The organism is Limimaricola sp. AA108-03 (assembly GCF_050847355.1).
Taxonomy (GTDB): Bacteria; Pseudomonadota; Alphaproteobacteria; order Rhodobacterales; family Rhodobacteraceae; genus Limimaricola.
Genome location: NZ_CP193755.1, coordinates 1,545,251 through 1,570,935 on the forward strand (window position 1 = coordinate 1,545,251; position 25,685 = coordinate 1,570,935).

A 25,685-nucleotide genomic window follows, 5' to 3' on the forward strand; every position below is an offset into this window, starting at 1 on the left:
GCTCAGAAGAAATCGATCGAAACCTGGAGCAGCCGTTCGACCTCCGGCACGTCCGAGGCCATGGCGAAGAGCGCGACCATGTCGCCCTCCTCGATCCTAAGCGCACCGTGGATCTTCATCATCCGCCCGTCCTTGACCACGCCGCCGACCAGCACGCCCTCCGGGAAGGCGATGTCGCGGATACGCTGGCCCGCGATCGGCGAGGTGCCCAGGACCTGCGCCTCGATCAGCTCGGCCTCGGCGTCGCCGATCGAATAGACGCCGCGCACCCGCCCGTGGCGGATATGGCGCAGGATCGAGCTCACCGTCGTGGCGCGCGGGTTGATGTAGGCGTCGATGTCCATCGCCTGCATCAGCGGCACCAGAGTCGGGTCGTTGACCAGACAGATCGCCAGCGGGCAGCCGAGCGCCTTGGCGCGCACCGAGGCCAGAAGGTTGGTCTTGTCGTCGTCGGTGACCACCAGCACGGCGTCGGCGGTACCGATCTGCGCCTCTTCGAGCAGCGCCGCGTCGAGGCCGTCGCCGTTGAGCACGATGGTGCGGTCGAGCTGGTCGGCGGCGCGTTCGGCGGCGAGCCGGTCGCGCTCGATCATCTTCACGCGCAGCCGGTCGGCGCGGCCTTCCAGTGCCCGCGCCACGCCGAGGCCAACATTGCCGCCGCCGATCACCACGATCCGCTCCTGCTTGGCGGGCCGCTTGCCGAAGATCTCCAGCGTGCGGACCATGTCGGAGGTGTCGGTGAAGACGTAGATCGCGTCGCCCGGAAAGATCTGGTCCTCGGGGCTCGGCGCGAAGAGACGGCCGCGGCGGCGGATGCCCACCACGATGGCGCGCAGCGTCGAGAACAGGTCGGTGAGCTGCCGCAGCGGCGTGTTGATGACCGGGCAATCCTCGTCGATCGAGATGCCCAGCAGATGCGCGCGCCCGTCGAGAAAGCTTTCCGCGTCGAAAGCCGATGGCGCGGCGAGCCGCTGCAACGCCGCCTCGGCCACTTCCTTTTCGGGCGAGATCACCACGTCGATCGGCATGTGATCGCGCCGGTAGAGATCGGAATAGATCGCGTCGAGATAGGATTGCGCCCGGAGCCGCGCGATCTTGCGCTGGATCGAGAACACCGAATGCGCCACCTGGCAGGTCACCATGTTGACCTCGTCGCTATGGGTGGCGGCGATGATCATGTCGGCGTCGCGCGCCCCGGCGCGGTCGAGCACGTCCGGGTAGCTGGCGAAGCCGGTGATGCCTTGCACGTCGAGCGTGTCGGTGGCACGGCGCACGAGGTCGGGGTTGCTGTCGACGACGGTGACGTCGTTGCGCTCGCCCGACAGGTGTCGGGCGATCTGCCAGCCGACCTGCCCGGCGCCGCAGATGATGACCTTCATCTTCGTTCCCGGTCCTTTGGGGCGCGCCCGTGGCGGCGCTCATGCCGCCACGGAGTGCCAGAGCCCGAAGGGGCGGTCAATCAGTCCTCGACATGCGCCACGCGCGCGCCCGCCTTGGACGAGGTGACGACACCGAGGCTCTTGAGCTTGCGGTGCAGCGCCGAGCGCTCCATGCCGACGAAGGCCGCGGTGCGGGAGATGTTGCCGCCGAAGCGGTTGATCTGGGTCAGCAGGTATTCCCGCTCGAACAGCTCGCGCGCCTCGCGCAGCGGCAGGGTCGCGAGCCCGCCCGACAGCACCACGCGCCCTTCCTCGGCACCCGGATCCTCAAGGCCCGGCAGTTCCTTGGCGGTGATCTCGCCGGAAGAATCTCCGAGGATAAGAACGCGTTCGATGACGTTCTTCAGCTGGCGGATATTGCCGGGCCAGAGCATGGTCTGCAACAAGGCGCGGGCATCCTCGCCCAGGGGACGCAGCGGCAGGCCCTGGCTCTTGTTCAGCTCGGCGATGAAGTGCTCGGCCAGCAGCGGAATGTCCTCGCGCCGTTCCTCGAGACCGGGGACGTGGATCGGCACGACGTTCAGGCGGTGGTAAAGCTCCTGGCGGAACGAGCCGCCCTGGATCGCCGCCTGCAGATCGCGGTTGGTCGAGGAGATCACCCGCAGATCGACCTGCACCTTTTCCGAGCCGCCGACGCGGTGGAACGACTGGTCGACCAGCACCCGCAGGATCTTCGACTGGGTGCCGAGCGGCATGTCCGCCACCTCGTCGAAATAGATCACGCCGCCATTGGCCTGTTCGAGAAGACCCTTCTCGATGCCCTTTTCGGGGCTTTCGCGGCCGAACAGCACCTCTTCCATCCGGTTCGGCTCGATGGTGATCGAGTTCACGGTAACGAAGGGTGCGTCGGCGCGGTTCGAATTGGCGTGAATGTAGCGCGCGGCGACCTCCTTGCCGGAGCCGGGATGGCCCGACAGCATCACCCGGCCGTTCGAGCGCGTCACCTTGTCGAGCTGCGAGCGCAGGGAGCGGAACGCGGCGCTGTCGCCCAGCATCTCCGCGGGGGCGGTATCGCCACGCCGCAATTCGCTGTTTTCGCGCCGCAACCGCGAGGTCTCCATCGCGCGCTTGATGACCACCAGCAGCTGGTCGATGTTGAACGGCTTCTCGATGAAGTCGTAGGCGCCCTGCTTGATCGCGGCCACCGCGATCTCGATGTTGCCATGGCCCGAAATGATGACGATCGGCACGCCGGGGTGGTCGCGCTTCACCGCCTTGAGGATGTCGATCCCGTCCATCCGGCTGTCCTTGAGCCAGATGTCGAGGATCATCAGCGCCGGGACCTCGTCCTCGATCGCGCTCATGCATTCGTCGGAGGTGCCCGCGAGCCGGGTGGAATAGCCCTCGTCGCGCAGGATGTCCGAGATCAGTTCGCGGATGTCGCGCTCGTCGTCGGTAATCAGGATGTCGCCCATCTCATGCCTCATGCTGTTGCCTGCAATGCCGGTTTCCCGGTCTTCTCGATGTCCCCCGATTCGCCATGACCCTGGCCCAGAACGGGAAGGGTGATGACCGCCATGGCGCCCTTGTGGGCGCCCTCCTCGAAGGCTGGCGCGTCGACGAGGGACAGGCTGCCGCCATGCTCCTCGATGATCTTCTTCACGATAGGCAGGCCGAGACCAGTGCCCTTGTCGCGGGTCGTCACGTAAGGCTCGAACAGCCGGGCCCGGTCTTCGGGCAGGCCGATGCCGTTGTCGGCGATGCTGATGCGCGCTTCGGCGGCATCGGTCTGCATCGTCACGCGGATGGTCGGGGAAAGCCCCTCCCCCATGCCTTTTTCAATTGCGCTTTCAATGGCTTCACCGGCGTTCTTGATCAGGTTCGTGAAGGCCTGCGTGATCATGGTGGCGTCGATCTCGGCGGGCACGGCCTGCGTCGGTAGATCCACTTCGAAGCGCACCTCCGGCTGCCCGGCCTCCTGCAGCGTCACCGCGTCGCGCAAGAGCGCGGCCAGGTCGTTGCGGCTGCGATCGGGCTCGGGCATGCGTGCGAATTTCGAGAACTCGTCGACGATGCGGCGCAGATCGCCGGTCTGCCGCACGATCACCTCGGTCATCTGCGCCAGCGCCTGCGCATCCGCCTCGCCAAGCTGGCGGCCGAACTTGCGCTGGATCCGCTCGGCCGAAAGCCGGATCGGCGTCAGCGGGTTCTTGATCTCATGCGCGATACGCCGCGCCACGTCGCCCCAGGCGGCCATGCGCTGCGCCGAGACGAGATCGCTGACATCGTCGAAGGCCACGACATAGCCTTCGAGCGCGCCGTCATCGGCCCGCCGTGGCGCCATCCGCACCAGAAGCACCTCCTGGCTGCCGTCGCGGACCAGCCGCAGCTGTTCCTGCACCGCGTCGCGCCCCTCGTCGCGCAACGATCCGAACAGCGGCTCGAACTCGGGCACCAGCATCGCCAGCGTCGCCGCCTCGGGCAGCACCGTGATGCCCAGAAGCCGCAGCGCCGAGCGGTTGGCGAAATCCACGCGGCCCTCGGCGTCGAGGCCGATCACGCCGGAGGTCACCGAGCCCAGCACGCTGTCGAACAGCCGGCGCCGTGCCTCGATCTGGCGCGTGTTGTCGAGCAGCCGGTCGCGCTGCGCCTTCAGCTCGGTGGTCATCTGGTTGAAATAGGTGCCGAGCTGGGCGATCTCGTCATCGCCCTCCTCCTCGATTACCCGCACGTCGAGATCGCCCGCGCCGACGCGCTGGCTGGCCGAGACGAGCCGCCCCACCGGCTTGGACAGCCGCTCTGCGAACCACAGCCCGAGCCAGATCGCCGCGAGGATCAGGATCACCGCGAAGCCCAGATACAGCAGGCCGAACTCGAAGAGCAGCCGGCCGCGCTCGGCTTCGAGCTGCTGGTACAGCTCGACCGTCTGCTGGGTGTCGTCCAGAAGCGCGAGGATCCCGCCATCGACCTCGCGCGTCACGTAGAGATAGCGGTCGGTGAAGTTCTCGAGCGGGATCAACGCGCGGAACTCGTTGTTGACCCAGTCCTCGACGATGGCGATGCCCTGCGCATCGGCGCGGCGGAAGATCTCCCGCGCCGGACGCTCGAAATCGAACTCGTAGCTGCGCGCGCCACGGGCGCGGATCTCGCCCGCCCCGTTGATCACGAAGGCCTCGGTCAGCCCCCGCTCGATCTGGCTCTGAACCCGGCCGAGCGCCTGGCGCACCTCGCCATCCGACAGGAAGGGCTGCGCCTCGCGCTCCGCGTCGAGAAAGGCGGCAAGTTCGAGCCCGTCGCGCGACAGGTCCTGCCGGTGCTCTTCCTCATACGCCTGCGCGGCGGTGAGCGAGGCGCCGAGCACGGTGCGCACCCGCTCCGAGAACCAGCCCTCGAGGCCGACATTGATGGTGAGCACCGAGAACACGGCGACCAGCACCGTGGGGATCAGCGCGATCAGCGCGAACACGCCGGTGAGCCGCAAGTGCAGCCGCGAGCCCGCCGAGCGCGCGCGCCGCGCCGAGATCATCCGCGCCACGCGGAACGAGACCAGCGCCGCCACGACCAGCGCGTAGACCAGATCGCCCAGAAGCACGAGGCGCAGCATCGGCGAGCTGGCACCCTGGTCGAGCGGTCCCAGCACCCAGAAGGTGGCGAAGGCCAGCAACGGCCCGAGAACGACCAACGACAAGGTCGCAGCGTTCTGCACCCGCCGCTGGCGTCGCCAGCGCGTCACGCGAGAGAATCGGGAGGTCGATAACCGCCTCAAGCACCCTGCCCCGTTGATGGGAACGCAAGTTCCGCCGCCTCATCGCCATGATCTCACCCCGGCCATGCGTCCGGGGGGTCACGGTTCTGTTGCGGTTTTACATCAACTTACGGCGTCGTGTCACGCGAATATCGAGGTCGGTGATCTTCTTGCGCAACGTATTGCGATTGATGCCCAGAAGATCGGCGCATTTCGCCTGATTTCCGCCGGTCGCATCCAGCGCGATTTCAATCAGCGGCGTCTCGATCTCCTTGAGAATCCTCTGATAAAGTCCGACGGGGGGCAGCTGCCCGCCATGCAGGTCGAAATAACGCCGCAGATGCCGTTCGACGCTGGCCGAGAGCTTCTCCCCCTCGCCGCCGCCGCGCAGCGGCTCTGCCGCCGGCTGTCCGCCCAGCACCGTCTCGACGTCGGCACGGGTGATTTCCTCCTCGGTCGAGGTCACCACGAGTCGGCGCACCGCGTTCTCGAGCTGGCGCACGTTGCCGGGCCAGGAATAGGCGCGGATCATCTCGGTGGCCTGGGGCGACAGGCGGCGCGGTCCGAGCCCGTCACGCTCGGCGCGCAGCAGGAAGTGCTCGGCCAGAAGCGGAATGTCGTCGACCCGCTCGCGCAGCGACGGCACGGCGATGGTGACGCCGGCGAGGCGGTAATAGAGATCCTCGCGGAAATCGCCCGCCTCGATGCGCCGCGCCAGATCGCCCTGCGAGCTGGCCATGATGCGCGGCGCGCTGTCGCCCATCGCGTCGAGCATGCGCACGATCCGGGCCTGCGCGTCGCCGTCGAGATCGCCGACCTCGTCGAACAGGATCGAGCCGCCGCGCGCCCGGCTCAGCACCGCGCCGGGGCCGTCCATGCCCGACAGGTCGCTGGCCGAGACGGTGACGAATGGCAGCGAACGGCGGTCCGAGAAATCGTGGATCGCCCGCGCGATCAGCGATTTTCCGGTGCCGCTTTCGCCGGTGATCAGCACCGGCAGCGCGGTGTTCATCACCCGCGCCACCAGCCGGTAGAGCGCCTGCATCGCCTGGGTGCGGCCCACCAGCGGCAGATCGCCGCCCGCCGCCGTCTCGCTCGGTGTCTCGCGCGGCGCGGGCGCGCGGCGCTTGGCCTCCAGGGCGCGCGAGGCGCGTTTCATCAGGTCCGGCAGATCGAAAGGCTTGGGCAGATAATCATAGGCCTCGGCCTCGGCGGCCTGGATCGCGGTCATGATCGTGTTCTGCGCCGAGATGACGATCACCGGCAGGCCGGGCCGCGCTTCGGAGATCTTCGGCAGCTGCTCGATGCCGTTGCCGTCCGGCATGACCACGTCGGAGATCACCAGATCGCCCTTGCCCTCCTCGACCCAGCGCATCAGCGTGACCAGCGAAGAGGTCGCATGCACCTTGCAGCCGGCGCGGGTCAGCGCCTGGGTCAGCACGGTGCGGATGGTGCGGTCGTCATCGGCGACCAGGATCGTTCCGTCCATCAGTTTTCTCCGCTTGGTAAGGCGTCTTTGGCGCGTGGCAGCGAGATCCGGAACACGGTCCGGCCGGGCGCGGAATCGACCGAGATCCAGCCGCCATTCTCGGCCACGAGCTTGGAAACCAGAGCGAGGCCGAGCCCCGTGCCGTTCTCGCGGCCCGAAACGAAGGGCTCGAACACCTCGGCCGCGATCTCGGGCGGCAGTCCCGGCCCGTCATCCTGGATCTCGATCTGCAACGGCAGTCGCGCCTGGCTGCCGTCGGGCTGGCGCACCCGCAGCGATGGCTCGTAGAAGCTGCGCAGGCGGATCTTGCCGCCGCGCTTGCCCGCCTCGCAGGCGTTCTTGACGAGGTTCAGCACCACCTGCAGCAACTGGTCGCCATCGACCATCGCGCGCGGCAGCGAGGGGTCGTAATCCTCGATGAATTCCATGTGGGCGCCAAAGCCCACCGCCGCGGATTGCCGCGCCCGGTCGAGCACGTCGTGCACGTTGACCGGCCGACGCGCGGGCGGGCGCAGATTGCCGAACTGCTCGACCTGTTCGAGCAGCTTCACGATGCGGCGGCTTTCCTCGACGATCAGGTCGGTCAGCTCGCGATCCTCGGCCGAGAGCCCCATCGACAGAAGCTGCGCCGCGCCGGTGATGCCCGCCAGCGGGTTCTTGATCTCATGCGCCAGCATCTCGGCCATGCCGATCGCCGATTTCGCGGCCTTGCCGGTGGCCTGGTGCTGGGTCAGGCGATTGGCCATCTCGCGCGGCGAGATCATCATCAGCATCATGCCGTCCGAGCCGGTGAGCGGTGCGAACAGGATCGAGCACTGCATCGCCGGGCGCTCGCCCGAACCGACATCGACGTCGTTGACGAAGAGCGAGCTTTTCTGCGACCGGGCGCGGGCGAAGGCCTCCGCGAGCGGCGCGTCGATCGAGACCTTGTCCCAGACCGGGGCCCCGACGAGGCTGCGCTGCGACAGGTTGAGGAACAGCTCGGCCGCCGAATTCGCGTCGGAGATGGCGTCGCGGGAATCCAGCAGCAGCGCCGGGACCGGCAACGAGTTCCACAGCGCGGTATCGTGGATCATGCCGCCCGCCTTTCGCCATCGAGCGCCAGTCCGAGAAGCCCCAGCACCCGTACCGGCGCGGCGGTCAGCACCTCGCGGCGCAGCGCCTCGGGCGTGCCCGCCTCGTCCATGTACCAGCCCAGATGCTTGCGCGCGACACGGCCGCCGAGCGTGCTGCCATAGAACGCGAGCATCGCCTCGTAATGTCCTGAAACCATGTCGATGAAGTCGCGTCCCTGCGGGACATTCGGGCCCGGCGTGCCGCGCAGCGCCGCGATGACCTGCGCCGGCAGCCAGGGGCGTCCCTGCGCGCCGCGGCCGATCATCACTCCGGATGCGCCGGATTGCGCCAGCGCCTGCCGGGCCGTGGCCGCGTCGGTGATGTCGCCATTTGCGATCACCGGGATCGACACCGCCTCGCGCACCTTTCGGATCGCGGCCCAATCGGCCGATCCCTTGTAGAACTGGCAGCGGGTGCGCCCGTGGATCGTCACCATCCGCACGCCTGCGCTTTCGGCGCGCCGCGCGATCTCGGGCGCGTTCAGCATGTCGTCATCCCAGCCCAGCCGGGTCTTCAGCGTCACCGGCACCGAGACCGCGCCGACCACCGCCTCGATCAGCCGCAGCGCATGGTCCGGCGTCTTCATCAGCGCCGAGCCCGACAGCCCGCCCGTCACCTTCTTGGCCGGGCAACCCATGTTGATGTCGATGAGCTTCGCGCCGTTCGCCTCGACCATGCGGGCGGCCTCGGCGATCCAGTAGGGATCGCGACCGGCAAGCTGCACGGCGGTATCGGCGCGCTCGAAGCCCAGCTCGGCCCGCTCCCGCACGCCTGGTTTGGCCTGCACCATCTCCTGGCTCGCCACCATCTCCGAGACCACCCAGCCCGCGCCGAAAGAGCCGACGAGGCTGCGGAACGGCAGGTCGGTGATCCCCGCCAGCGGCGCCAGCGCCACCGGTGCGTCCAGCGACACGCCGGAACCGAGATCGATACGGGAAAGCGGGGCGGGTGTCATTTGCCTAAAACCTGTGCGTCTGGGAGTGATCTACGGGTCGCCACGAGGCGCCACAATCGCAGGGGGTACAAGACTGCCTCAGCATATCGCGTTTGCACAAAATATATGCAGATGTTTGCCGAAAAGGATGGAATTGCACCGCCTCATGCCAGCCCCTACACAAGCCCGGCGGCCGCGTGAAGGAGACAAAGTGCCCCCGTTGACACCAACTTCCCGGGCCGAAGGCCCGGCCATCGTGATCGTGGCGGCGGGACGCGGCCTGCGCGCGGGCGGCGGACTGCCCAAGCAATGGCGTGATCTCGGCGGTCGGATGGTGCTGGCACGCACGATCGAGGCCTTCGCCGGTTTCGGTCCGATCTGCCTGGTGCTGCACCCCGAGGCGATGGGACGCTACCCAGCGGTCGAGGCGATGGCCGAGCTCGTGGTGCCGGGCGGCGCCGAGCGGGCGCATTCGGTGCGCGCCGGGCTCGAGGCGCTGGCGCCGCTGGCGCCGGACCGGGTGCTGATCCACGACGCCGCGCGGCCGCTGGTTCCGCGCGAAACGATCGAGGCGGTGATCGCCGCGCTCGATCACGGCCCGGCCGCGGCACCGGGGCTGGTGCTCACCGACGCGCTGTGGCGGGTCGAGGACGGTGCGGTCGCCGAAGCCCCCTCGCGCGAGGGGCTGGTGCGGGCGCAGACGCCGCAGGGGTTCGATTTCGAGGCGATCCTCGAGGCGCATCAGGCACATGAGGGCCCGCCCGCCGCGGACGACGTTGCGGTGGCCCGCGCCGCCGGGCTTGCGGTCACGGTCGTGCCGGGCCACGAGAACAATCTGAAGATCACCGATGCGCAGGATTTCATCCGCGCCGAGAGGATATTGGGGTGCGACATGGATGTAAGAACGGGCAACGGTTTCGACGTGCACGCCTTCGAGGCGGGCGAGAGCCTCTGGCTCTGCGGCGTCGAGATCGCGCATGATCGCGGGCTGAAGGGCCATTCCGACGCCGATGTCGGCATGCATGCGCTGACCGATGCGATCTATGGCGCCCTGGCCCATGGCGATATCGGCCAGCATTTCCCGCCGTCCGACCCCCAGTGGAAGGGCGCCCGTTCGGAGATATTTCTGGCGCATGCCGCCGATCTCGCGCGGGTTGAAGGCTTTGCCATAACGCATTGCGATGTCACGCTGATCTGCGAGCGGCCCAAGATCGGCCCGCATGCCGAGGCGATGCGCGCGGAGCTGGCGCGGATCATGCAGATCGAGCCGGGCCGGGTCAGCGTCAAGGCGACCACATCCGAGCGGCTAGGCTTTCCGGGCCGCGAAGAGGGCATCGCCGCCATGGCCACGGCGACGCTGGTGAAGGCATGAGCCGGCTGATCGCTACCTTCTTCTACAGTGGGCTGATCCGCCCGGCCCCCGGCACCTGGGGCTCGCTCGCGGCGCTCGCGGCGGCATTGCCGATCCACTGGATCGGCGGGCCGTGGCTGATGCTCGCCATGATCGCCCTGGCGCTGGGGCTCGGCTTTCCCGCCGCCCGCGCCGAAGCCGCCCGGTCGGGAGATCACGACCCCTCCCACGTCGTGATCGACGAGGTGGCGGGCCAGTGGATCGCGATCTGGCCGGTGCTGTTCGGCGCGGCCCATGTCGGCGCGCCGGTGCTCGATCTCTGGCCCGGCTGGATCGCGGCCTTCGTGCTGTTCCGGCTGTTCGACATCTGGAAGCCCGGGCTCGTCGGCCGCATGGACCGGCGCGGCGACGTGACTGGGCTGATGCTGGACGACGTCGTCGCCGGGATCTTCGCGGCGCTCGGCGTCGTTGTGCTCGCGGTGCTGGCGCATGGCGTCATGATCTTCGGAGGCTGAGCATGGGCGACACGGCGAGACTGGTGAACGGCGCGCGCGAGGCGGGGCTGCGCGTCGCCACCGCCGAGAGCTGCACCGGCGGCATGGTGGCCGCCGCGATCACCGAGACGCCGGGCGCCTCGAACGTCTTCGACTGGGGCGTCGTCACCTATTCCAACGCGGCCAAGCAGGCGCTCCTCGGGGTCAGCGCCGAGAGCCTCGAAGCGCATGGCGCGGTGAGCGAGCAGGTCGCGGACGAGATGGCGCGCGGCGCGCTGGAACGCTCGGGCGCCGACATCGCCGTCGCGATCACCGGCATCGCCGGGCCCGGCGCCTCCGAGCACAAGCCCGAGGGCCGCGTCTGTTTCGGGGTGGCGACCGCCTCGGGCTGCGAGACCGAGACGGTCGAATTCGGGGCACGCGGCCGCGACACGGTGCGCAGCCTCGCGCGCGATCACGCCATCGCGGCGGTGATCGGCGCGATCAAGGCTCAGCGGCGTCCGTAAAGCTCCTGCGCGCGCCGTTCGAAGGCGCGCACCACGCGCTGCATCGCCTCGTTGAAGAACAGCCCCGCCGCGCCCTGCAAGAGCCTGTTGCGGAACTCGAAATCGACGTCGAAATGCACCTCGGAGCCACCTTCGACATCGCGGAAGTTCCAGTTGCTGACGAGGTGGTGGAACGGCCCGTCGATGTATTCTGTGTGGATCTTCTTCTGCTCGGGCCAGAGCGTCACCCGGCTGCCGAAGCGTTCGCGGAATACCTTGAAGGAGATCACCATGTCGGCGAGCATCACCTCGTGATCGCCCTCCGGCGTCACCGAGCGGACCCGCGCGGCGGCGGTCCATGGCAGGAACTTGGGATAGTTGCCGACATCCGCGACCAGGTCGTACATCTGCTGCGAACTGTAGGGCAGCGTGCGGGTCTCGGAATGTGTCGGCATCGATCTTTCCTTCCTGTGTGGTCCCATCTCGCCCCGGCGGTGGTGGAGATCAACCCCGCCGGTCATGCGGCACCTCGTCTCGGCACCGATCTGGGGCCCGGAAACGACAGGGAAAGAGCGCGATGAACATCCATTGGCTGTTGCGGCTGGCGCATTGGGCACGGCATCCCCCCTCGCCGCGCCAGATGGCGCTGATCGCCGGGGTGATCCTGCTGTGTTTGCTGCTGGTGGGCATCGAGCGAATCTGGGGCTGGCCCGAGGCGCTGACCGTAACGCCCGGTGGCCGCACATCTTTCATGCGATAATGCAGATAACGGGCGCGTGATTCAGCTTTGGAGTGAGCCTTTCTTACGCTACGGTAACGCACACGATCACCGGAAGTTTTGGAGTACCGTTATGACACGTTCGTTCCGTCTTCTCGCCGGCAGCCTCGTCATTGCCGCCCTTGCCCCGATGGCGCTGGCCCAGGGGCTCGACCCCGAGCGCGCGCAATCGCTGCGCGAGGGTCACATGAAGCTCATGGGGCTCAATATCGGCATGCTCGGCGCGATGGCCAAGGAAGAGCAGCCCTACGACGCCGAGATGGCCGCCGCCGCCGCCGGCAACCTCGCCGCGCTCGGCTCCATCGATCAGAGGTTCTACTGGGTCGAGGGCTCGTCGAGCGAGGATCTCGAGGAGAGCCGCGCCCTTCCCGCCATCTGGGAGAACATGGACGACTTCAACTCCAAGACCGAGGCGCTGCACGAGGCCGCGATGAAGATGGAGGAAGCCGCCGGCACCGATCTGGCATCCCTGCAGGCGGCCATGGGTCCACTTGGCGAGGCATGCGGTAGCTGCCACGAAGATTACCGCAAACCCGAAGAATGATCAGACGCGCGCTCGGGGCGGCGATCGCCATCATCCTGTTGGCGGGCGGGGTGGGCTGGATGCTCACCTCGCCCGAGCCGCTGCCGGCTTCGGCGGTCGAAGGGCCGCCGGGCGATCCCGAGCGCGGCGCGCTGGTCTTCGCGGCCGCGGGCTGCGCCTCGTGCCATGTCGCGCCCGAGACCGATATCGGCGAGGCCCCCGTGCTGGCGGGTGGCATGGCCTTCGTCTCGCCCTTCGGGACCTTCCATGCGCCTAACATCTCGCCATCGCCGCAGGGCGTGGGGGGCTGGTCCGACGCCGAGATCATGGATGCGGTGATGCGCGGGGTGTCGCCCTCGGGCGCGCATTACTATCCCGCCCTGCCCTATGCCGCCTATGCCATGGCCGATCCGCAGGACATGCGCGATCTCGTGGCGCATCTGCGGACCCTGCCACCCTCCTCGCAGGAAAACCTGCCGCACGAGGTGCCATTCCCCTTCTCGATCCGACGCGGCGTCGGACTGTGGAAGACGCTCAACCTGCGACAAGGCTGGGTGATCGAGGATGATCTGCCGGAGCCCGCCGCGCGCGGCCGCTACCTCGCCGAGGCGCTGGGCCATTGCGGCGAATGCCACACGCCGCGCGGGCCCTTGGGCGGGCTCGATCACGCGCAGTGGCTCGGCGGCGCGCCCAACCCCTCGGGCGATGGACGCATTCCGAACATCACCCCCGGCGGGCTCAAATGGTCCGAGGGCGAGATCGCCTATTACCTCGGCACCGGCTTCACGCCGGAATTCGATACCGCGGGCGGCGAGATGGCGGCAGTGGTGTCCGAGCTCGCGAAGCTGCCCGACGAGGATCGCGCGGCCATCGCCGCCTATCTCAAGGCGGTGCCGGCGATCGAACCCGCCGCCGAGTGATCGGCGGCGAATTCTTCGATACGACCGAAATCAGGTGCCCAGACGGGCCAGCCGCGCCGCGCGCAGCTGCGCGAAATCCTCGCCCGCGTGATAGGACGACCGGGTGAGCGGCGTCGCCGAGACCATCAGGAAGCCCTTGCCGCGCGCCGCCTTCTCGTAGCTCGCGAATTCCTCGGGCGTGACGAAGCGGTCCACCGCGTGGTGCTTGGGCGTCGGCTGCAGGTACTGGCCGATGGTCAGGAAATCGATGTCGACGGCGCGCATGTCGTCCATCACCTGATGCACGGCCTGCTTGTCCTCGCCCAGACCGACCATGATGCCCGATTTGGTGAACATCGACGGGTCCAGCTCCTTGACCCGCTGCAACAGCCGCAGGCTGTGGAAATAGCGCGCGCCGGGCCGCACCTCCGGGTAGAGGCCGGGCACGGTTTCGAGGTTGTGGTTGAACACGTCCGGCTTCGCCTCGACCACCACCTCCAGAGATCCCGGCTTCGCGCGCAGGAAATCCGGGGTCAGGATCTCGATCGTGGTACCGGGGGACTGGCGCCGCACCGCGCGGATCGTCTGCGCGAAATGCGCGGCGCCGCCGTCATCGACGTCGTCGCGATCGACGGAGGTGATCACCACGTGGTTGAGGCCGAGCTTTTTCACCGCGTCGGCGACGCGGCCCGGTTCGAACACGTCGAGCGCGTCGGGCCGCCCCGTCGCCACGTTGCAGAAGGTGCAGCCGCGGGTGCAGATCTCGCCCATGATCATCATGGTGGCGTGGCCCTGGCTCCAGCATTCGCCGACATTGGGGCAACCCGCCTCCTCGCAGACCGTCACCAGCTTGTGCTCGCGCATGATGTCGCGGGTCTGCTTGTAACCCTCCGATGTCGGCGCCTTGACCCGGATCCAGTCCGGCTTCTTGGGCTGCGGCGCGCTGTCGGCGCGGCGCGCCTTTTCGGGGTGGCGGTCGCCGGGGATCTTCAGGTCGCGCACGGTCATGCCTTTCCTCTTGGCCTCGTCGATACATAGGCCCCATGACGTACGGGCGCAACGCGGCTCGGCCCCTTGGCCCGGCGGCTGCTGCAACCCCGCCATGCATCCTGCCGCGATGGCCGATCCGCCGCATCGCAGCATTGCGGAGCCCGGCTCGATTTCCTAAGTCACGCCCCGAACCTTTCCGAACCGACAGACAGGAGCATGCCCATGCAGCCCGGCGCCCGTATTCCCGACGTGACCTTCCGCACCCGCGTGCGCGACGAGAGCATCGAAGGCCCCAACCCGTTCCGCTGGGAAGAGCGCGACACCGCCTCCTATTTCGCGGGCAAGCGCGTGGTGCTGTTCTCGCTGCCCGGCGCCTTCACGCCCACCTGCTCGACCTACCAGCTGCCCGGCTTCGAGAAGAACGTCGAGGCGTTCCGCGCCCATGGCATCGACGCGATTTACTGCATGTCGGTCAACGACGCCTTCGTGATGAACCAGTGGGCCCGCGCCCAGAACCTCGAGAATGTCGAGGTGATCCCCGACGGCTCCGGCGAGTTCACCCGCCGCGCCGGCATGCTGGTGCGCAAGGACAATCTCGGCTTCGGGCTGCGCTCGTGGCGCTATGCCGCCGTGATCAACGACGGCCGCGTCGAGGCGTGGTTCGAGGAGCCGGGCCTGTGCGACAACCACCCCGAGGACCCCTACGGCGTCTCCTCGCCGGAAAACGTTCTCGCATGGCTCGAAGAGGCCTCGCGCGAGCAGGCCGCCTGATCCCCCACGGGTGGATCGCGCGGAACGCGCGTTAGGGACCAGATCGCGGAGCGCGCGTTACGGACAGACGGCGCGGGCCGAGCCCAGAAGCTCGGCCCCCGCCTCGCGCAGCAGATCGGCCAAGGGCGCGGCCCAGCCGCCATCGCCCCCGGCCCGCCGCACCAGCGCCAGCTCGCGCGCGGGCTCGGGCGCCGCAAAGCGCATCAGCGCCAGACCCGGCGCCGCCGCCGTTTCGGCCCGGAGCGCGATCTCGGGCAGCAATGTGAGCCCGAAGCCTTCGGCCACCAGCCCCGACAGCGTGGCCAGCGACGAGGCCCCCAGATCGACCCGGCCGCGCCCCCTGAGACCGCAGACCTCCAGCGCCTGATCGGCGAGGCAATGCCCCTCGTCGAGCAGAAGCAGCTGATCCGGCGCCAGCGAGGTCGGCCGCAGCGCCTCGGGATCGCCGACCCAGCGCGCCAGCCGCGCTGCCGTCCCGGCCAGCACGAAACGGTCCGAGACCAGCGGCTCGACCGCGAGACCGGCCACCGGCAGCGGCAGCGCCGCCACCACCGCATCCACCCGCCCCGCCTCCAGATCGTCGAGCAGCGTTTCGGTCTGCGCCTCGCGCACCCGGATGTCGAGCGTCAGGTCGCGCGCCCGCAGCCGCGTCAGGGCGATCGGCAGCAGATAGGGCGCGACGGTCGGGATCACCCCCAACCGCAGCCGCCCCGTGAGCCCGCGCGACAGCCGCGCCGCGCGCTCCAGCTCGGCCACCTCGCCGAGGATCCTGCGCGACCGCTCCAGCACCTCGCGCCCGGCGCGCGTCAGCCGGATGCCGCGCGGCAGCCGCTCGACCAGCTCGACCCCGAGGATCGCCTCCAGCTCCTTGATCTGCTGGCTCAGCGCCGGCTGCGATACGAAAACGGTCTCCGCGGCGCGGCCGAAGCCGCCGGTTTCGGCCAGCGCCACGAAGTAGCGCAACTGTTTCAGTGATGGATTCATGACGGACTCATAACCCAGCCTTATGAGAAGGGCCAGAAAATCCGATTTTGCCTTCTCGGGTGACCGGGTCATATTGCGCCGCGAAGCCACCCCCCGGAGGACAGCCATGACCGACAGACCCCGCCTGACAACTTCCGCCGGCGCGCCCGTCGCCGACAACCAGAACTCCAAGACCGTCGGCCCGCGCGGCCCCGTGCTGCTCGAGGATTACCAGCTGATCGAGAAGCTGGCGCACCAGAACCGCGAGCGGATCCCCGAGCGCGTCGTGCACGCCAAGGGCTGGGGCGCCTATGGCACGCTGCGCGTGACCGAGGACATCACCAAGTATTCCCGCGCCGCCGTGTTCAAGCCCGGCACCGAGACCGAGATGCTCGCGCGCTTCTCGACCGTGGCCGGCGAGCAGGGCGCGGCGGATGCCGAGCGCGACGTGCGCGGCTTCGCGCTGAAATTCTACACCGAGGAAGGCAACTGGGACCTCGTGGGCAACAACACGCCCGTGTTCTTCGTGGCCGACCCCTACAAGTTCCCGGACTTCATCCACACCCAGAAGCGTCACCCCAAGACCAACCTGCGCTCGGCCACCGCGATGTGGGACTTCTGGTCGCTCTGCCCCGAGAGCCTGCACCAGGTGACGATCCTGATGTCGGATCGCGGCCTGCCGCAGACCCCGATGCACATGAACGGCTACGGCTCGCACACCTTCTCGCTGTGGAACGACCAGGGCGAGCGGTTCTGGGTGAAGTTCCACTTCAAGACCCAGCAGGGTCACAAACACTTCACCAATGACGAGGCGGTGCAGGTCATCGGCAAGAGCCGCGAGACCTACCAGGAGGCGCTATTCGGCACCATCGCCAATGGCCATTTCCCGAAATGGGACATGTTCATCCAGGTGATGCCCGAGATGGAAGCGATCGAGTTCGAGAAGAAGACCGGCTGGTCGGCCTTCGACCTCACCAAGGTCTGGCCGCATGGCGACTACCCGCTGATCAAGGTCGGCGAGATGGAGCTCAACCGCAACGCCGAGAACTACTTCACCGAGATCGAGCAGTCGGCCTTCAATCCCTCCAACGTGGTGCCGGGCATCGGCTTCTCGCCCGACAAGATGCTGCAGGGTCGCCTGTTCTCCTACCCGGACGCGCATCGCTACCGGATCGGCACGCATTACGAGAGCCTCGAGGTCAACAAGCCGAAATGCCCGGTGCACCACTATCATCGCGACGGCACCATGCCGTTCGGCCTGCGCACCAACCCCGATGCCTATTACGAGCCGAACTCCTTCGGCGGGCCGGTCGAGGATCCGTCGGTGGTCGAACCGCCGCATCGCTACGAGGGCGAGGTCGGGCGCTACGACTTCCGCTCGGAGGCGGATCACTACAGCCAGCCGCGCGCGCTGTTCAACCTGTTCGACGAAGGCCAGAAGAGCCGGCTGTTCTCGAACATCGCCACCGCCATGACCGGCGTGCCGCAGGAGATCATCGATCGCCAGCTGGCGCATTTCGACAAGGTCGACCAGGCTTACGGCGACGGCATCCGCGCGGCGCTCAAGCACCAGAACGCCGAGAACGCGGGCGTCGACACCAGCCACGCGGCCGAATGATCGGCTGAGGCCAGTACGTCTTTCGGACGGCGGCGGGGAGACCCGCCGCCGTTTTTGTTGTGGGACTCCCCGAAGCGCGTCAGCATGGCGCTCATGTCGTTTCCAGTCCCGGGACTTTCGCCATGACCCCTGCAACGATCTACGGATTTTCGCCGGCCTTCGGCCTGCCGACCTCCGGCCCCTTCGCGCTCAAGCTGCTGTGCTGGTGCGCGCTGAACGGCGTGCCCTACGAGTTCGCGGTCGAGAACAACCCCGCCAAGGGCCCGCTGAAGAAAAGCCCATGGGCCGTCATCGACGGCGAGACCGTGGCCGACAGCGACGCGATCATCGCGCTTCTGGCGCGTCGCCACGGCATCCCGCCCCCGATGGCCGACACCGCCCCCGCCGCCGCGGGTCGCGGCTGGAAGATGGCCGCCGAGGAAGGGCTGCACCAGATCTTCGAATGGGAGCTGATCATGCTGCCCGAAGGCTCGGCCTGGTTCCGCGAACTGCTGCGCTCCGAGATGTCGGCGCCGCTGGCGGCGCTGGTGCACCGGATGTCGCGGCGCTCGCTCGGGCGGCAGCTGCATGCGCGCGGGCTGGTACGGCTCGGCCCCGAAAAGATCGCGGCGCGTGGACGCGATCTGCTCGACGCGCTCGATCTCTGGCTCGGCGTGCATGATTTCGTCGAAGGCCCCGCCCCCGGCATCGCCGACGCCACCATGTACGGCATGCTGGCGCCGATGCTGGGCTGGCCGATGGACACGCCGGTGGCGCGGCATGCGAAGACGCTGCCGGCCATCGGTGCCTGGTCGGACACGATCGCCCGGCGCTGCGGCTTCGCGCCGGGCTAGCCGATCATCTCTCCGCCGCCGCTGGCGTCGTAGTGACGCCTGAGCCGTTCCAGCGCGATCCGCAGCACGATCTTGCCCGATCGGGCCGACCAGCCCATGCGCCGCTCGAGGCTTTCCATGCCTTCGAGATAGCAGCAGCAGCGCAGCGCCACGTCGCCGAGCCCCGGCCCCAGATCCGCCAGCGCCGCCGCCAGCCGATCGCGCGCCCGGGACGGGCCCTGCCCGCGCCCCGCGCCGCCCTCGCAGCCGCCGGTGAGATAGCGCGACCAATCCTGCGTCACCCTCGGCCCGACCTGTGTCAGCTCGAAATCCTCGCGCAGCCGCTCCCCGGCGGCGACCAGTTCGCGGCCGAGGAACGGCCGCCCGTCGCGGTCGCGCCGCCGCGCCAGAAGCGTCAACGGCCCCTCGAACGGCGCCATGCGGGAGGCGCCGGGGGCCGGTTCGAAGCCGGTCGCGGCCTCGGCGAAGCCCGCTTGCGTTTCGGCCCCGGCGCCCCTGAGGGCGGCGCGGCCCTGCGAGGTGATGCGGTAGCGCGCCACGCGTCCCGTATCCGCCTGCGCGGCGATCCAGCCGCGCAGCGCCAGCGTCTCGGCCAGCGCCCGGTCGAGCCGCGCCAGTCGCTGCGTCGCGCCCTGCGGCCCCTCGCGCAGCACCGCCGCGATCTGCATCCCGGGCGCCAGCGCCAGCACCGCGCCGGGCTCGGCCATGCGCCGCAGCACGCGCATCGCCTCGGCCGTGCCGTTCTCCGTGCCGTTCTCCGCGCCGGTCTCAGGTTGCGGGCCCTTCGGGTCGTGACAGCTCATCGCATTCTCCTCGGGAGGGGCCGGCTTGAAACGGCGGGACAGGCGGCGCAGCGCGGCATCGATCAGCGGATCGTCGCGCCGGTTTTCCAGCTGGCGGACCTGGCGCAGCACGGTCGAGGCATGCACCTCGGACCGGCGTGCCAGCACCCGGATCGGGGCCCCGCCCTCGACATGTTCGAGATAATGCCGCACCGCCTGCGGCACCCATTCGGGCAGTGGTTCCGGCCCGTGGTTGCGGTCCTGTGCCGCGATCCCGGACGGTGGACATGGCGTCCGCGACCGGCTCTCCCTGACGTCCCCAAGATTCACGATCTCAACTCTCAGTTGCCCCGGTTAGCGAGGCGTTAATTTGCCCCGAACCCGTTCAGCTTGATTGAAGAATCCCAAACAAGGCTGAAGCCACCGCGCGTCGCGCGCCGGTCCCACGCAACGCGGGGCGGGGTGTGAGACAACTATGGCGATTGAAGCAGGTCACGAGGAGGACAGGCCATGCAGGACCCGCTGAGCAGGCTCGCGGCGCTGAGGCGGCCACCGCTACTGGTCGAGGCCGCGCGGTTCGGGCTCGACGCCTATGACCGGACGGCGGCGCTGCCACGGCTGATCGGGGCGGCGGTCCGCGGCCCGGCGCAGGCGCTCATGGCGCTGATCGAGCGCGAGGCCGATCTGGAGGCGCGGCGGCGGGCCGGGACCGGCGACTACCGCCCCGCCCGCCATGTCGAGTTGATCGTGGCCCTGATGGGCGAGGCGCGGCTGATGCGCGCCGCCGCTCTCAGCTGAAGCTGTCGGCCATCGAGGCCTTCTTGGCCTCGACATAGTCGTTCAGCCGCTGCGCGATCTCGGGGTCGAGCGGCGGCTGGCGGTAGGTGTCGAGCAGCTTGGCGACCCGTGCCGAGGCGAGCGCCTGGGTGTCGCGCGCGCCCTCTTCGTCCCAGGTCTCGAACGGCTTGTAGTCGAACAGCTCGCTGCGCCAGAACGCGGTCTTGAAGTTCGCCTGCGTATGCGCGCAGCCGAGATAATGTCCTCCGGGGCCGACCTCGCGGATCGCGTCGAGCGCCTGCATCTCCTCGGAGATGTCGACGCCCTTGGCCATCTGGTGCAGGGCCCCGAGCTGGTCGGCGTCCATCACGAACTTCTCGTAGGAGGCGACGAGTCCGCCCTCGAGCCAGCCGCAGGCATGCAGCATGAAGTTGACGCCGGACATCAGTCCCATGTTGAGGCTGTTCGCGCTCTCGTAGCCGGCCTGCGCGTCGGGCAGCTTGGAGCCGCAGAACCCGCCGGCCGAGCGGTAGGGCAGCCCCATCCGCCGCGCCAGCTGGCCCATCCCGTAGGTGATGAGCGAGGCCTCGGGGGTGCCGAAGGTCGGCGCGCCCGAATTCATGTCGATCGAGGTGACGAAGGCGCCGACGATCACCGGCGCGCCGGGGCGCACGAGCTGGCTGTAGGCGACGCCCGCCAGCGCCTCGGCCAGCACCTGCGTCAGCGTGCCCGCGACCGAGACAGGCGCCATCGCGCCGCCGACGATGAAGGGCGAGATGATGCAGGCCTGGTTCGCCTTCGCATAGACCTCGAGCGCGCCCATCATGATGCCGTCGAAGGTCAGCGGCGAGTTGATGTTGATCAGCGAGGTCATCACCGTGTTCTCGGCGACGAAGTCCTTTCCGAACAGGATCTCGCACATCTCGACGCAGTCCTGCGCCCGCTCGGGTGCGGTGACCGAGCCCATGAAGGGCTTGTCGGAATAGACCATGTGCGCCAGCAGCATGTCGAGATGGCGCTTGTTCACCGCCACGTCCGTGGGCTCGCAGACCGTGCCGCCCGAGTGGTGCAGCCATTTCGACATGTAGCCGAGCTTCACGAAGTTGCGAAAATCCTCGATCGTCGCATAGCGCCGGCCGCCATCGGCGTCGCGCACGAAGGGCGGGCCATAGACCGGCGCCAGAACGAGGTTGCGGCCGCCGATCTCGACGTTGCGTGCGGGGTTGCGGGCGTGCTGGGTGAAGCTCGCGGGCGCGGTGGCGCAGAGCTTGCGCGCCAGCCCGCGCGGAATCCGTACCCGGTCGCCATCGACATTGGCCCCGGCCTGCCGCCAGAGGTCGAGCGCGCCGGGATTGTCGGAAAACACCACGCCGATCTCTTCCAGCACGGTCTCGGCATTGCGTTCGATCACCTCGATGGCGGCGGCGTCGAGCACCTCGAAATCGGGGATGTTGCGCTCGATGTAACGCGCGGTCTCGACGCTGACCGCGGTGCGCTCGGCTCGTCGCGCGGCACCTCCGCCGGACCGGCCGCGCCGCCCTGCCCGCTCTCCGGCCATCTGTGCCGCTTCCGTCATCGCCCGCTCCCCGTGATGCATCCTTGCGCCCCGTGATAGCGGTGCGCGGCGCGCGCGCTTGGCCGGATTGCGCCGCCTCAGGTGTGAAAGCGACATGTCGCCCTGAGCGGCGCGATTTTTCGCGCCCGTCGCTCTTGCGCGGATGGGCGGGCGGGCCTATTCGCTGGGCCATGACCGAGCATAGCCAACAGCACCAGCGCCTTCTCATCGTCGATTTCGGCTCACAGGTGACGCAGCTTATTGCGCGTCGCCTCCGCGAGCTGAATGTCTACTGCGAGATCCATCCCTTCAACGCGGTGGACGAGGCGTTCCTCGACCGCTTCGAGCCGCAGGCGGTGATCCTGTCGGGCGGTCCCGCCAGCGTGCCCGACGAGGGCAGCCCGCGCCCGCCGATGCGGATCTTCGAGCTGGAGGTGCCGGTGCTCGGCATCTGCTACGGTCAGCAGGTGATGATGCAGATGCTGGGCGGCGAAGTGCTGCGCGGTGACGGCACCGCCGAGTTCGGCCGCGCCTATGTCGAGCCCGAGGGCGAGGCCACCGACCTGCTGCGCGGCTGGTTCATCGAGGGCCGCGAGCAGGTCTGGATGAGCCATGGCGACCATGTCAGCAAGCTGGCGCCGGGCTTCGAGGTCTGCGGCACCTCGCCCGGTGCGCCCTATGCGATCACCGCCGATCTGGAGCGGCGCTTCTACGCGGTGCAGTTCCACCCGGAGGTGCATCACACCCCGCATGGCAAGACCTTCCTCGAGAACTTCCTGCACATCGCGGGCTTTACCGGCGACTGGACCATGGGCGCCTATCGCGAGGAGGCGATCCGCCTGATCCGCGAGCAGGTCGGCGACCAGAAGGTGATCTGCGGCCTCTCGGGCGGTGTGGATTCCTCCGTCGCCGCTGTGCTGATCCACGAGGCCATCGGCGACCAGCTCACCTGCGTCTTCGTCGATCACGGCCTGCTGCGCGAGGGCGAGGCCGAACAGGTCGTGACCATGTTCCGCGACCACTACAACATGCCGCTGATCCACGCGCAGGAAGAGGATCTGTTCCTCGATGCGCTGGAAGGCGTCTCGGACCCCGAGGTCAAGCGCAAGACCATCGGCAAGCTGTTCATCGACGTGTTCCAGAAGCACGCCTCCGAGGTCGGCGGCGCCACCTTCCTCGCGCAGGGCACGCTCTATCCGGACGTGATCGAGAGCGTCAGCTTCTCGGGCGGACCGAGCGTCACGATCAAGAGCCACCACAATGTCGGCGGCCTGCCCGAGAAGATGGGCCTGAAGCTGGTCGAGCCGCTGCGCGAGCTGTTCAAGGACGAGGTCCGGGCTCTGGGCCGCGAGCTTGGCCTGCCCGACAGCTTCATCGGCCGCCACCCCTTCCCCGGGCCCGGCCTCGCGATCCGCTGCCCCGGCGAGATCACCCGCGAGAAGCTGGCGATCCTGCGCCGCGCCGACGCGGTGTTCATCGACCAGATCCGCAAGCACGGCCTCTATGACGAGATCTGGCAGGCCTTCGTGGCGCTGTTGCCGGTGCGCACCGTGGGCGTGATGGGCGATGGCCGCACCTATGACTACGCCTGCGCGATGCGCGCGGTGACCAGCGTCGACGGCATGACCGCCGACTACTACCCGTTCACCCACGAATTCCTCGGCGAGACCGCGACGCGGATCATCAACGAGGTGCGCGGCATCAACCGCGTCACCTATGACGTGACCTCGAAGCCGCCGGGAACCATCGAGTGGGAATGACCCGCCGGCCCGGCGGAATTTGAGCGAGACCTGCCACGGGCCCCTTCGGGGGCCCTTCGCATATCCGCCGCCGGTGATGCGTGGAGGTGACGCCGTGACGTCCACGTCAAGCTGCCGCGACGTCACAGATTGTAGGAAGCCGCGGTGCTGTTTCTCCTGCGGGGCGGAGGACGCATCATGCGACAGGGAGACATCATGAAACTGCATTACGGCGCCACGAGCGCCTTGGCGCTGGCGACGGCGCTGATGGCCAGCGGCGCGGGAGCCGTCGGGCTCGATCGCTCGAACCAGGACATCACCGCGATCTTCGAAGAGGGCAACGTCCTCGAGCTGAGCTTCGGCAAGGTGTTCCCGGAAATCTCGGGCAAGGACGTCGCCGTGTTCGGCGGTGGCGAATACGACAATGTCGCCGAGGATTTCCTCAACGTATCGACCAGCGCGAAGATTGATTTCGGCAACGGCTTTTCCGGTGCCGTCATCATCGACCAGCCTTTCGGCGTCGACATCGACTACCCGACCACCGCGCTTGCGCTGGGCGGCACGATGGCGCAGCTCGACGGCCACACGATCACGGCGCTGGGCCGCTACCGGTTCAACGAGAACATCAGCGTCCATGCCGGCGTCCGGCGCCAGACCCTCGAGGGGGACATCACCCTGTCCGGTGCGGCCTATGGCCCGTTGAACGGATATTCGGTGGCGCTGGAGGAGAACGACGCCACCGGATACCTCATCGGCGTGGCCTACGAGATCCCCGAGATCGCGCTGCGCGCGGCGCTGACCTACAATTCGGCGATCGAGCACGACTTCGACACGGTCGAATCGATCCCCGCCGCGCTGCAGGCCGGTCTCAGCCTGCCCGCACAGGTGCCCAGCACCACCACGGTCGAGACGCCCGAAAGCTGGAATCTCGACCTGCAGACGGGGATCGCGCCCGACACGCTGGCCTTCGCCAACATCCGCTACGCCGCCTACGAGGACACTCTGGTGTCGCCGCAGGTCTTCAGCGCCGCCACCGGCGGCGCCAGCCTGACCAATATCGACGACAATTATCAGGTGCAGGTCGGCGTCGGACGCAAGTTCTCGGACATGTTCGCGGCCCAGGTCGCGGTGGGCTTCGAGCCGGAGGGCGACGAGCGCATCTCGCCGCTCGATCCGACCGACGGCAAGCGCTGGGTCAGCCTGGGCGGCGCCTACAACATGGAAACGGTGACCCTTTCGGGTGGCATCCGTTACACCATGCTGGGCGATGCCAACCCGGAAACCCGCAACTCCGATGGCAGCATCTCCGACCGGGCGGAGTTCTCCGACAACTCGGCCCTCGCGATCGGCATGAGCGTCGCCTACCGCTTCTGATCCCGTCGGGGGTCACGCGCGAGGGGCCGGCCGCGGGGCCGGCCCCTTTCGCATTTCCATGCAAAGCGCATGTTTCGGATTGCGCCGATCCCGGCCGCGTGCACAGTGCCGGGCATGACCGTTCAGAAGACCATGACCAACGCCGCCTGGGCCCAGCTCGGCCTGCTCGCCCTGATCTGGGGCGGCTCGTTCCTCTCGGTGCGCGTGGCGCTGGACGAGGTGGGGCCGATGTGGATCGTCGGCCATCGCGCGGTCTGGGCAGCGCTGGTGCTGTGGCCCGTGGTGATGCTGCGGCGCCTGCCGCTGCCCCGGAGCTGGCGGCTCTGGGCCGTTCTGGTTGTGATGGGCGCGCTCAACAACGCCATTCCCTTCGGGCTTCTGGCCTGGGGCCAGCAGCATGTCGAGACCGGGCTGATCGCGATCCTCAACGCCGCCACCGCGATCTTCGGCGTGCTCTTCGCCGCGATCTTCTTCGCCGACGAACGGCTCTCGGCGCGCAAGGCGCTGGGCGTGGCGCTCGGCTTTTCGGGCGTGGTCTGGGTGGTCGGCCCGGCGGCGCTGTCGGGCTTCGATCCCGGCGCGCTGGGACAGGTCGCGGCGATCGGCGCCACCATCTCCTATGCGCTGGCCGGGGTCTGGGCGCGCAAGAAGATGGGCGGGCTGCCGCCGCTCACCGCCGCGGCGGGCATGACCACCGGCGCGGCGCTGATCATGGTGCCGCTGGCCTGGCTGCTCGAAGGCGCGCCGCGGCTCGACCTCGCCCCGGCGACCATCGCGGGGCTGGCCTATGTCTCGATCGGCTCCACCGCGCTGGCCTACATCATCTACTACCGGGTCATCGCCATCGCCGGGAGCGGCAACGTGCTGCTGGTGACCTTGATGGTTGCGCCGGTGGCGATCCTCCTGGGCGTGGTGGTGCTGGACGAGACGCTGCCGGTACGCGCCTATGCCGGCTTCGCGGCGCTGGCGGCGGGGCTCGTGGTGCTCGACGGGCGGCTGCTGCGGCGCGCCCGGGCCCGGGGGGCGGCGCCCGCCCCGAAGTTCTGAGGCCGAAGTTCAGACTGGACCGTGTCGCACGGCTTGTTTAGCG

Annotated in this window: 24 protein-coding genes; 13 read left to right on the forward strand and 11 right to left on the reverse strand. The window is 68.4% G+C overall.

Translation table 11 applies throughout. The annotated features are described in order from the left end of the window. Positions 1-2 precede the first annotated feature (2 nt). The 6 genes from trkA to dusB all read right to left on the reverse strand — a co-directional run bounded on the left by trkA (position 3) and on the right by dusB (position 8,684). The gene (gene trkA, locus ACRAQ3_RS07585) at positions 3-1,379 is read right to left on the reverse strand and encodes a Trk system potassium transporter TrkA (protein WP_085896582.1); all 1,377 of its coding nucleotides are present in this window, start codon (positions 1,377-1,379) and stop codon (positions 3-5) included. An 80-nt stretch (positions 1,380-1,459) separates the two neighbouring features. Next, positions 1,460-2,854 carry a sigma-54-dependent transcriptional regulator gene (locus ACRAQ3_RS07590; protein WP_269396387.1) on the reverse strand — a complete coding sequence of 465 codons (1,395 nt, stop codon included), beginning with the start codon at positions 2,852-2,854 and terminating at the stop codon, positions 1,460-1,462. Positions 2,855-2,862: 8 nt separating this feature from the next. Then, positions 2,863-5,112: an ATP-binding protein gene (locus ACRAQ3_RS07595; protein ID WP_432256218.1), complete on the reverse strand. Its 2,250-nt coding sequence runs from the start codon at positions 5,110-5,112 to the stop codon at positions 2,863-2,865. Positions 5,113-5,242: 130 nt separating this feature from the next. Next, positions 5,243-6,613, reverse strand: coding sequence for a response regulator (locus ACRAQ3_RS07600; RefSeq protein WP_269396347.1), 1,371 nt, complete (start codon positions 6,611-6,613; stop codon positions 5,243-5,245). Then, a complete protein-coding gene (locus ACRAQ3_RS07605) occupies positions 6,613-7,689 on the reverse strand; it encodes a two-component system sensor histidine kinase NtrB (protein ID WP_269396348.1) in 1,077 nt (358 codons plus the stop codon). The genes ACRAQ3_RS07600 and ACRAQ3_RS07605 overlap by 1 nt, the downstream gene beginning before the upstream one ends. Continuing rightward, complete coding sequence (gene dusB / locus ACRAQ3_RS07610; protein ID WP_432256219.1) at positions 7,686-8,684, reverse strand: tRNA dihydrouridine synthase DusB; 999 nt, start codon at positions 8,682-8,684, stop codon at positions 7,686-7,688. Before dusB ends, ACRAQ3_RS07605 begins: the two co-directional genes overlap by 4 nt. Positions 8,685-8,883: 199 nt before the next feature. Between dusB and ACRAQ3_RS07615 the strand changes: the two genes are divergently transcribed. From ACRAQ3_RS07615 to ACRAQ3_RS07625, 3 genes are read left to right on the forward strand one after another with little or no spacing between them, the layout of a single operon-like run. Continuing rightward, a complete protein-coding gene (locus ACRAQ3_RS07615; protein WP_432256220.1) occupies positions 8,884-10,035 on the forward strand; it encodes a bifunctional 2-C-methyl-D-erythritol 4-phosphate cytidylyltransferase/2-C-methyl-D-erythritol 2,4-cyclodiphosphate synthase in 1,152 nt (383 codons plus the stop codon). Then, the gene (locus ACRAQ3_RS07620) at positions 10,032-10,529 is read left to right on the forward strand and encodes a phosphatidylglycerophosphatase A family protein (RefSeq protein ID WP_432256221.1); all 498 of its coding nucleotides are present in this window, start codon (positions 10,032-10,034) and stop codon (positions 10,527-10,529) included. The genes ACRAQ3_RS07615 and ACRAQ3_RS07620 overlap by 4 nt, the downstream gene beginning before the upstream one ends. A gap of 2 nt (positions 10,530-10,531) precedes the next feature. Beyond that, the gene (locus ACRAQ3_RS07625) at positions 10,532-11,014 is read left to right on the forward strand and encodes a CinA family protein (protein ID WP_085896575.1); all 483 of its coding nucleotides are present in this window, start codon (positions 10,532-10,534) and stop codon (positions 11,012-11,014) included. Here the strand turns inward: ACRAQ3_RS07625 and ACRAQ3_RS07630 are convergent. Next, positions 10,999-11,448: a type II toxin-antitoxin system RatA family toxin gene (locus tag ACRAQ3_RS07630; RefSeq protein WP_269396352.1), complete on the reverse strand. Its 450-nt coding sequence runs from the start codon at positions 11,446-11,448 to the stop codon at positions 10,999-11,001. The genes ACRAQ3_RS07625 and ACRAQ3_RS07630 overlap by 16 nt on opposite strands. 122 nt (positions 11,449-11,570) lie before the next feature. Between ACRAQ3_RS07630 and ACRAQ3_RS07635 the strand changes: the two genes are divergently transcribed. The 3 genes from ACRAQ3_RS07635 (at position 11,571) to ACRAQ3_RS07645 (ending at position 13,214) form a co-directional block, all read left to right on the forward strand. Beyond that, positions 11,571-11,753 carry a hypothetical protein gene (locus ACRAQ3_RS07635; protein ID WP_269396353.1) on the forward strand — a complete coding sequence of 61 codons (183 nt, stop codon included), beginning with the start codon at positions 11,571-11,573 and terminating at the stop codon, positions 11,751-11,753. A 91-nt stretch (positions 11,754-11,844) separates the two neighbouring features. Then, entirely contained in the window at positions 11,845-12,315 is a 471-nt protein-coding gene (locus ACRAQ3_RS07640) for a c-type cytochrome (RefSeq protein ID WP_085896572.1), read from the forward strand. Then, positions 12,312-13,214 carry a c-type cytochrome gene (locus ACRAQ3_RS07645; protein ID WP_432256222.1) on the forward strand — a complete coding sequence of 301 codons (903 nt, stop codon included), beginning with the start codon at positions 12,312-12,314 and terminating at the stop codon, positions 13,212-13,214. Before ACRAQ3_RS07640 ends, ACRAQ3_RS07645 begins: the two co-directional genes overlap by 4 nt. 30 nt (positions 13,215-13,244) lie before the next feature. Here the strand turns inward: ACRAQ3_RS07645 and lipA are convergent, their stop codons facing one another. Next, a complete protein-coding gene (gene lipA, locus ACRAQ3_RS07650) occupies positions 13,245-14,201 on the reverse strand; it encodes a lipoyl synthase (protein ID WP_432256223.1) in 957 nt (318 codons plus the stop codon). Positions 14,202-14,405: 204 nt separating this feature from the next. Between lipA and ACRAQ3_RS07655 the strand changes: the two genes are divergently transcribed. Next, a complete protein-coding gene (locus ACRAQ3_RS07655) occupies positions 14,406-14,954 on the forward strand; it encodes a peroxiredoxin (RefSeq protein WP_269396356.1) in 549 nt (182 codons plus the stop codon). 57 nt (positions 14,955-15,011) lie between these two features. Here ACRAQ3_RS07655 and ACRAQ3_RS07660 read toward each other — a convergent pair whose 3' ends face one another. Further along, positions 15,012-15,938: a LysR substrate-binding domain-containing protein gene (locus tag ACRAQ3_RS07660; RefSeq protein ID WP_432256224.1), complete on the reverse strand. Its 927-nt coding sequence runs from the start codon at positions 15,936-15,938 to the stop codon at positions 15,012-15,014. A gap of 106 nt (positions 15,939-16,044) precedes the next feature. On the opposite strand from ACRAQ3_RS07660, the gene ACRAQ3_RS07665 reads away from it, so the two are divergent. Together ACRAQ3_RS07665 and ACRAQ3_RS07670 are read left to right on the forward strand one after the other, a co-directional pair. Next, positions 16,045-17,535: a catalase gene (locus tag ACRAQ3_RS07665; protein ID WP_432256225.1), complete on the forward strand. Its 1,491-nt coding sequence runs from the start codon at positions 16,045-16,047 to the stop codon at positions 17,533-17,535. A gap of 122 nt (positions 17,536-17,657) precedes the next feature. Further along, complete coding sequence (locus ACRAQ3_RS07670) at positions 17,658-18,368, forward strand: glutathione S-transferase family protein (RefSeq protein ID WP_432256226.1); 711 nt, start codon at positions 17,658-17,660, stop codon at positions 18,366-18,368. On the opposite strand, the gene ACRAQ3_RS07675 is transcribed toward ACRAQ3_RS07670, so the two are convergent. Further along, positions 18,365-19,387, reverse strand: a complete 1,023-nt coding sequence (locus tag ACRAQ3_RS07675) for a DUF6456 domain-containing protein (RefSeq protein ID WP_432256268.1) — start codon at positions 19,385-19,387, stop codon at positions 18,365-18,367. The two genes, ACRAQ3_RS07670 and ACRAQ3_RS07675, sit on opposite strands and share 4 nt — an antisense overlap. A gap of 273 nt (positions 19,388-19,660) precedes the next feature. On the opposite strand from ACRAQ3_RS07675, the gene ACRAQ3_RS07680 reads away from it, so the two are divergent. Beyond that, positions 19,661-19,948, forward strand: coding sequence for a DUF6477 family protein (locus ACRAQ3_RS07680; protein WP_432256227.1), 288 nt, complete (start codon positions 19,661-19,663; stop codon positions 19,946-19,948). Here the strand turns inward: ACRAQ3_RS07680 and ACRAQ3_RS07685 are convergent. Further along, positions 19,941-21,503, reverse strand: coding sequence for a trimethylamine methyltransferase family protein (locus tag ACRAQ3_RS07685; RefSeq protein ID WP_432256228.1), 1,563 nt, complete (start codon positions 21,501-21,503; stop codon positions 19,941-19,943). The genes ACRAQ3_RS07680 and ACRAQ3_RS07685 overlap by 8 nt on opposite strands. Before the next feature lie 170 nt (positions 21,504-21,673). On the opposite strand from ACRAQ3_RS07685, the gene guaA reads away from it, so the two are divergent. The 3 genes from guaA to ACRAQ3_RS07700 all read left to right on the forward strand — a co-directional run bounded on the left by guaA (position 21,674) and on the right by ACRAQ3_RS07700 (position 25,642). Further along, on the forward strand, positions 21,674-23,242 hold the full coding sequence (gene guaA, locus ACRAQ3_RS07690) for a glutamine-hydrolyzing GMP synthase (protein ID WP_269396362.1): 1,569 nt from the start codon (positions 21,674-21,676) through the stop codon (positions 23,240-23,242). A 195-nt stretch (positions 23,243-23,437) separates the two neighbouring features. After that, positions 23,438-24,595: an OmpP1/FadL family transporter gene (locus ACRAQ3_RS07695; RefSeq protein WP_432256229.1), complete on the forward strand. Its 1,158-nt coding sequence runs from the start codon at positions 23,438-23,440 to the stop codon at positions 24,593-24,595. A gap of 114 nt (positions 24,596-24,709) precedes the next feature. Continuing rightward, a complete protein-coding gene (locus ACRAQ3_RS07700; protein WP_207569258.1) occupies positions 24,710-25,642 on the forward strand; it encodes a DMT family transporter in 933 nt (310 codons plus the stop codon). Positions 25,643-25,685 lie beyond the last annotated feature (43 nt).